We start from the raw sequence: 1,103 nt of genomic DNA on the forward strand, positions 1-1,103 counted from the left end.
AACTGGTGCGACTTCCTCAACTACTTTGACGCTTCCGTTTCGGTGCAGCTCTCTTTCATCAATCAGGGGACGCAGCGGGGCGAAGCGGAAAAGGCGGTCAATATCCCGGCACAGGAGGACGCTTTCAATTCTATCCGCACAGAATACCGGGATATGCTGAAAAACCAGCTTGCAAAGGGCAACAACGGGCTTGTCAAAGCAAAATATATCACCTTTGCCATTGAAGCCGACAGTCTGGGCGCGGCGAAATCCCGCCTTGCCCGTATCGAAACGGACGTGCTGAACAACTTTAAGCTCTTGGGCGTAGCTGCCCGCCCCATGACAGGCTATGAACGCCTTAAAATGCTGCATGGCATTTTCCACCCGGAGGGCGGGCAGTTTTCCTTTGATTTTTCATGGCTTGCCCCGTCCGGGCTTTCCACAAAGGACTTTATCGCCCCGTCCTCTTTCCGTTTTGGCGAGGGGCGTTATTTCCGCATGGGGCGCAAAATCGGCGCGGTTTCATTCCTTGAAATCCTTGCGCCGGAATTAAACGACCGTATCTTATCGGATATTCTGGACTTGGAAACGGGCGTTATCGTCAATCTGCATATCCACAGTATCGACCAGACCGAAGCCATAAAGACAATCAAGCGGAAAATCACCGACCTTGACAAAATGAAAATCGAGGAACAGAAAAAAGCGGTACGCAGCGGCTATGACATGGATATAATCCCGTCCGACCTTGCCACGTTCGGCAGCGAAGCGAAGAACCTCTTACAGGACTTGCAGAGCCGGAATGAAAGAATGTTCCTCTTGACGTTCCTTGTGGTGAACATGGCAGACACAAAAAGGAAACTGGAAAATGACGTATTCGCGGCGGCGGGCATTGCACAGAAGAACAACTGCGCCTTAACCCGCCTTGACTACCAACAGGAAGCGGGGCTTATGTCCTCTGTACCGCTTGGGGAGAACCTTATCCCCATTCAAAGAGGGCTTACCACGTCAAGCACCGCTATCTTTATCCCCTTTATCACACAGGAGCTTTTCCAGACGGGCGCGGCTTTGTACTACGGCTTGAACGCCCTGTCTAACAACATGATACTCTGCGACCGCAAGCAGCT

The 1,103-nt window shown here is 51.9% G+C and carries 1 protein-coding gene; it reads left to right on the forward strand.

The annotated features are described in order from the left end of the window. Positions 1-1,103: VirB4-like conjugal transfer ATPase, CD1110 family (locus Q2J39_RS10740; RefSeq protein WP_367280865.1), on the forward strand; the 1,103-nt coding region annotated here is incomplete at both ends.

Source organism: uncultured Allobaculum sp., assembly GCF_948576815.1.
GTDB lineage: Bacteria > Bacillota_I > Bacilli_A > Erysipelotrichales > Erysipelotrichaceae > Allobaculum > Allobaculum fili.